Origin of the sequence: aff. Roholtiella sp. LEGE 12411 (assembly GCF_015206995.1) — a bacterium.
Lineage (GTDB): Bacteria > Cyanobacteriota > Cyanobacteriia > Cyanobacteriales > Nostocaceae > Komarekiella.
Map to the genome: position 1 here is coordinate 21,119 of NZ_JADEXR010000077.1, position 6,408 is coordinate 27,526.

Genomic DNA, 6,408 nt, shown 5'->3' on the forward strand with positions numbered 1-6,408 from the left:
TGTCAGTTCTCGACAAAGTAATTTTGGCTCATCTGCATATATTCAGTTTTGCTTTGAGGAACTAAATTATGGCTCAGGCTTTACATAAAATAGTTACGTTTGAAGAATTTGTTGGTTGGTATCCAGATACACAACGCCGATATGAACTACATGACGGAGTAATTGTTGAAATGCCCCCACCAACAGGCGATCATGAAGGCATTATTGGATTTCTAGTTGAAGAAATTGTTATGGAATACAAGCGTTTAAAGCTACCTTATTTCATACCAAAAACAGCATTTGTCAAACCATTGGAGGGCGAGTCAGCTTACTCACCAGATGTGCTGTTGTTGAATCGTCCCAATTTAGGAAATGAACCTCTGTGGAAAAAATCATCTACAGTTAGTCAAGGAGCATCGATTGCATTGGTTGTTGAGGTGGTAAGTACCAACTGGAGAGATGACTATTTAAAAAAAGCCGCTGACTATGAAGCAGTAGGCATTCCAGAATACTGGATTATAGATTATGCAGCTTTAGGCGGTAGACGATTCATTGGCAATCCTAAAGAACCAACTATATCGATTTACAGTTTGGTAGAAGGTGAGTACCAAGTCAGCCAGTTCCGACGCGGTGATTACATTGAATCACCCACTTTTGCAGAATTGAATTTAACCGCAGAACAGATTTTTCAAGCTGGCAGTTTTACAACTTAGTAGATGATTTCACAATTTCGCAGCGAAAAATAGCCTTCGATTGAATCTTTGCGCTTCTCTGGGTTTCCAAATACTACTTTTTCAACGCAGAGGGACGCGGAGTCAACGCGAAGTAACGCAGAGTTTTGCCAAATCAAATTCTTAGATGGATTTATCCTGGTTATTCTACAGATGTAGGACTTACGCAACTGGCACACAAGGCTTCTGGTATAAGAGTCAAGGGTCAAGGGTCAAGGGTCAAGGGTCAAGGGGAGCCACTGCGCCCTTGCGGCTCTGCCGACTTAAAGCAAGTGGCGTTCAAGAATCAAGGTTTTTTGGACTTTTGACCTTTGACTCTGGACAACCTCTAGCGTTAAAAATATCACCCTTGCGTAAGTCCTGAGATGGTAGAAATAGCGAAGCTTTAATAGTGAAAGTTTACAGGATATTTCAGCAGCGATCGCACTCATATTGCTAGATTATCATTGGAAATCAAAATCAAGGGCAGCTAGCTGCAATCGACAATGGTATCTACTTCTACTTCTTTCTCAGATATTCAAAACCATTGGACACGCCGATTCATTGAAGCCTTAGTAGGGCGTCGAATTTTGAATGGGTATCCTAATGGAATTTTTCGTCCAGATAACTCACTCACCCGCGCTGAGTTTGCTGCTATCCTTACTAACGCATTTCCTACAGTTACTCAAAAGCGAGAGTATATTTCCTTTGGCGATGTTCCTACCAATCATTGGGCGGCAGCGGCTATTCAAACAGCTTACGAAAAAGGATTTATTAGCGGATTTCCTGATAAAACTTTCCGTCCAAATAACCGGATTACAAGGATAGAAGTTTTAGTTTCTCTAGTATCAGGGTTGGGAATTGCTACGAAGATCAAACCTAACCTCTTGTCAGCACTGCCACAAATTTATCAAGATGCAGCTCAGATTCCAGAGTATGGCAGAAATCAGATAGCTATTGCAACTAGTGCTGGACTAGTGGCTAATTTCCCAAATATTAAATTACTTAATCCCAATCTCGCAGCCACCCGCAGCGATGTGGCAGTTATTATTTATCAAGCTTTAGTTTATTTGGGTGAGGCAGAAAAAATTGCCTCTGTTTATTTAATAGTGCCACCAATAGTCACACCAACACCAAGCACACCAACACCAACACCCACACCCATACCTCTTGGTAGTGTCAGAGTAAATCATAGCCGGGAGTTCCGAGGAGCGTGGGTAGCAGCTGTGTGGAATAGTAATTGGCCTTCTAAAGCAGGACTAACTGTTGCCGAACAAAAAGCTGAACTCACTGAGATTATCACTAAATTACAAGCACTAAACTTTAATGCTCTCATCTTTCAGGTGCGACCGGAGGGCGATGCTTTATATGCTTCCCAATTAGAACCTTGGAGTGCTTGGATAACGGGAACTCAAGGTAAAGCACCAGAACCATTTTATGATCCGTTGGAGTTGGCGATCGCTGAATGCCACAAACGCAACATTGAACTTCATGCTTGGTTTAACCCCTACCGCGCCAAGACTAGCATCAAAGGTTCGCCTAATGTCCGCCCTCACATAGCCATAACTAATCCAGAAGTTGTGTACCAATGGGGTAATCAGTTGTGGATGGAACCAGGAGCGAAAATCGTTCAAGACAGATCATACAACGTGATTCTGGATGTAGTGAAGCGCTACGATGTTGATGGCATTCACTTAGATGATTATTTCTATCCATATCCCATCGAGGGAAAATCTTTTCCCGATGACCAAACCTACGCTGCATATAAAGCAGCTGGTGGTACACTCAATATCGGCGACTGGCGACGGGACAATGTTAACAAAATGGTACAACGCCTCTGGCAGGGGATTAAAACAACTAAACCCCACGTTAAATTTGGTATTAGTCCCTTTGGTATTTATCGCCCTGGACAACCCCCTGGGATTACTGGGTTAGATGCTTACAGTGTCTTGTATGCCGACTCGAAGAAATGGTTAGAACAAGGCTGGATTGATTATATTGCTCCTCAACTTTACTGGCGTACTGACCAAACACAACAAAGTTATTCTGCGTTGCTCAAGTGGTGGACACAGGTAAACACAAAGCAAAGACACGTTTACGCTGGTAATAATCTCACAGAACCAAGTAACAAGAGTCGAGAGAGTGATGAGATTGAAAAGCAGGTGAAAATTAGTCGTAGCCAAGCTGGACAGTTGTCACTGGGGAATATCTTTTTTAATCTCGGTGTTTTGACAGAAAATAGTCAAGGCATTGCTGATAAATTCCAAAGTCTGCTTTATAACAAACCTGCGCTACCTCCAACTTTGTCTTGGCAAAATACACCACCACCACCCCCTCCCACAGGACTACAAGTCAACAACCGCAAACTAAGTTGGCAACCTGGAGATAATCAGCCAATTCGTTCCTGGACGCTTTATCGGCAAAGTGGAGATACTTGGACGATTCAACGAGTTTTATCGGCTGGCACAACCTTTGCTACTGTCCAACCGGGAACTTACGCTGTATGCGCGGTGGATAGGTTAGCCAATGAGAGTGCGGGCGTGGTGATTTCAGTGAGTTGAGAGAATATACTTTATGAGTGCGATCGCTGTTATGCTTTTGTGATGTAGTATGAATGCGATCGCTTCTTTTTCAGACGGCGATGCAGATGAGCTAAAAGTTATAATATTTGGGCATCTTATTATAGGCTGCTATTAAAAATAACTGCCATACATCAATTCAAAATAAACGTGCAGGCTTGTTTTGTAACTGAGAACCAATTAATTTCACTCGCTCAACTACAGTAATCATGTGCCGATAATCCGGGACTTTCCCATTAGGTATATACCCTATTTCTTCAGCCAAAAGTGAGGGAAACTCACTCATGACTTGGCGGATATACTCTTGGCGGTTACGTTCGACATTAGGCCCAATTAACACCACACCAGATGGAATATAATGAGGGTCTGTATAGAGTACGCGTAAATCGGTCTGAGGTGTCTCGTTAAATTCTGCGATCGAAACAGCCCCAGCAGTTGCCTTTCCTTGAGTCACAAATTCTAGAACTGTTTTGGGTGTGGGTGCAAACAGTACTTCAGCTAACGTCAAACCATAAAGATTGAAAAGCGGCAAATAATATCCTGTTGCTGAACCTGGTTGACCTAAAGCAACTGTTTGACCCTGTAGCTGTTTTAAATCTTTAATGGGGTTGTCTTTACGAACAACCAAGATTGAGCGTAAATTACTAATACCTAGTAAGGGAAAAAGTGGAACATATTGGTATCGAGCGATCGCAATAGCCGCTAACCCTGGTGGCGCAAATACCAATGACCAAGCACGAGCCTCAAGACGCTCAATCGCTCTATTTTCATTGAAAGTAGGTTCTAGCTGAATATATGCTTTTGTTTTTTCACCCAAATAACTATCAAACTTAGCATATTGGTTAATAATCTGCTCATCCCCACTATAGTTGATAACACCAATTGTTAACGTGCTCTCAAAGGTTGGTTTTGATTGGCATCCAGCAACTGTTAAACTTAATAGTTGTAAAAGAAATAAACGACGTGAAAATCGCAAAAGCATCACTAAATTATGGTTAAGGAAATAATTGTGTTCTCAGGAATAACTTCAATAAGCTTAGCTGCTACCCAAACTGGTTAGTTTACAGCAAAAAATTAATATTATTTAAGTGTTAATTAACTGCTTTTTTACATACATATATAGATGATATTACCCAAACTTAAATTCCCACTTGAATTAGAAAATGTTAATATATAACATTATATTATAATCAATAAAAATTTAGCTTATAAAAATGTAACACTTCCAACTAATTTGTGGGATGAATCGTCTACCAAGTTCGTTGTCAGCACTTTATTGCTGAATTAAGCGCTCAAGCACTCACTACAAAACTTGCAAGGTTTCTGTGGTGAACTACTAGTGATGACAGAATAAAGCAGTTGCTAGCTGATGTGATGAAATTTTTTTGAATAAATCATTGGGAACTGGTTAAAACACTGACCGTCTACAGTGAAAGTTAAGAGTTAGGAGTGATGGATTACTAAAGTTCAAACTCTCACGCTTCTGGTGAAGTGCTTCCCCTGCTCCCGTATGCTTACCCTTTTCATTCGGGGGTTACGTGGTTAACAATAGGTTGAATGTATTTTAAATGATTCAACCTGATGCCTAGAACTCCAAATGAATATGCCGTATACCTCCTACTGGAAAGCGGTCACAGGGAAGAAGTACGTTTTTCTACTATTCAAGAATTTCAGAAGTGGTATAGTAGCGAACTGGTGCCCAAGTCTGCCTCTCATGACTTTATTAGCGTGCCGATTAAGAATATTCAAGGGGAGTATATGGTAGTACGCCCATCTCGGATTGTGGCAATCCGGGTAGAACCCGTTTTTAGTTCTAGTGTTGAAAGATTCAACTAAATGATGAGAAAAACCCTTGCTTTGCTTTCCTTGAGTTTGGGAATTGCCCTTGTAAATCCACTCTGGTCAGTTGTTGCTCAGGTTCCTAACTTACTGCCTTTGCCAGTACCGACTACTCCTGAGATACTGCTACCGCCAGCACCAACTCCTCAAATACCGCCACTAGAACCAATCGCCCTAAGAAGCTGTGCGCCCCGGTATGCTTGTTTGGGTTGGGACGAGCAAATTTTGGGTCAAAGAGGTAAAGGGGGCGATCGCAAAGCGCTATTAGCTTCCATTGACAACAGTCTGGGTTATTTGGCCAAAAATGAGGCGATCGCAGCATATCAAAATTATCCCATTAAAGAGATTACACTTGATCGCGTCCGTCGGAGTTTACTACGTTTCCGCCAACTAGTTGTTAGCTCTAAGTCAACAGCGCAACTACAAGCCTCTGTCCGTCGAGAGTTTGTCTTTTACCAATCTGTGGGCAACGATGGCAAGGGTACTGTTAAATTCACTGCTTATTACGAGCCTATTTATACTGCTAGCCGAGTCAAAACCTCCGCATATAAGTATCCCCTTTATCGGCTACCACCAGACTTTAACCAATGGGCTAAACCCCACCCAAAACGAATTGATCTCGAAGGTAAGGATGGTTTACTAGGGAATAAAAGCCAATTGCGTGGTTTAGAAATGCTTTGGTTCCGCGATCGCTTGGATGCATACATGGTACACATTCAAGGTTCTGCTCAAATTAACTTAACTAATGGTACAAAAACATCCGTTGGCTATGCAGGTGGAACAGATTATCCCTGGACTAGCATCGGCAAAGAACTGGCCAAAGATGGTAAACTTCCTCTGGAAGGATTGACATTACCGCGACTGATTAGTTACTTCCAAAGACAGCCCCAAGAATTGAATAATTATCTACCACGCTGGGAACGCTTTATCTTCTTTCAGGAAACAAACGGTAGACCAGCTACTGGTAGCATTCATGTACCAGTAACACCAGAGCGTTCGATTGCTACAGATAAGGCTCTCATGCCTCCGGGAGCACTAGCGCTAATTTACAACTCATTTCCCTATCCCGCCAGAGCTGGAAGGCTAGAGTATCGTACTGTGAGCCGTTTTGTACTAGATCAGGACACAGGAAGCGCTATTAAAGGGCCAGGAAGAGTCGATTACTTTATGGGGTCTGGTAAACTGGCAGGCGATCGCGCTGGTGTCACAGGCGGTAATGGTTCACTATATTATTTACTGCTCAGGGAATAGGGTATGGGGTATGGGGCATGGGGCATTGGGCATGGGGCATGGGGTATGGG

Annotated in this window: 6 protein-coding genes; 5 read left to right on the top strand and 1 reads right to left on the bottom strand. The window is 42.3% G+C overall.

Annotation, left to right across the window (positions count from 1 at the left end; genetic code table 11):
• Nucleotides 1-68 precede the first annotated feature (68 nt).
• The 3 genes from IQ246_RS17345 (at nt 69) to IQ246_RS17355 (ending at nt 3,250) form a co-directional block, all read left to right on the top strand.
• Nucleotides 69-692 carry a Uma2 family endonuclease gene (locus tag IQ246_RS17345; RefSeq protein ID WP_194004592.1) on the top strand — a complete coding sequence of 208 codons (624 nt, stop codon included), beginning with the start codon at nt 69-71 and terminating at the stop codon, nt 690-692.
• A 125-nt stretch (nt 693-817) separates the two neighbouring features.
• Nucleotides 818-1,018: a hypothetical protein gene (locus tag IQ246_RS17350; protein ID WP_194004593.1), complete on the top strand. Its 201-nt coding sequence runs from the start codon at nt 818-820 to the stop codon at nt 1,016-1,018.
• A 177-nt stretch (nt 1,019-1,195) separates the two neighbouring features.
• Nucleotides 1,196-3,250: a family 10 glycosylhydrolase gene (locus tag IQ246_RS17355; RefSeq protein ID WP_194004594.1), complete on the top strand. Its 2,055-nt coding sequence runs from the start codon at nt 1,196-1,198 to the stop codon at nt 3,248-3,250.
• Nucleotides 3,251-3,407: 157 nt separating this feature from the next.
• Here IQ246_RS17355 and IQ246_RS17360 read toward each other — a convergent pair whose 3' ends face one another.
• Nucleotides 3,408-4,250, bottom strand: coding sequence for a phosphate/phosphite/phosphonate ABC transporter substrate-binding protein (locus IQ246_RS17360; protein WP_194004595.1), 843 nt, complete (start codon nt 4,248-4,250; stop codon nt 3,408-3,410).
• Between the two features lie 599 nt (nt 4,251-4,849).
• On the opposite strand from IQ246_RS17360, the gene IQ246_RS17365 reads away from it, so the two are divergent.
• Nucleotides 4,850-5,104: a hypothetical protein gene (locus IQ246_RS17365; protein ID WP_194004596.1), complete on the top strand. Its 255-nt coding sequence runs from the start codon at nt 4,850-4,852 to the stop codon at nt 5,102-5,104.
• 3 nt (nt 5,105-5,107) lie between these two features.
• Nucleotides 5,108-6,358, top strand: a complete 1,251-nt coding sequence (locus tag IQ246_RS17370) for a murein transglycosylase A (protein WP_194004599.1) — start codon at nt 5,108-5,110, stop codon at nt 6,356-6,358.
• Nucleotides 6,359-6,408: the final 50 nt, after the last annotated feature.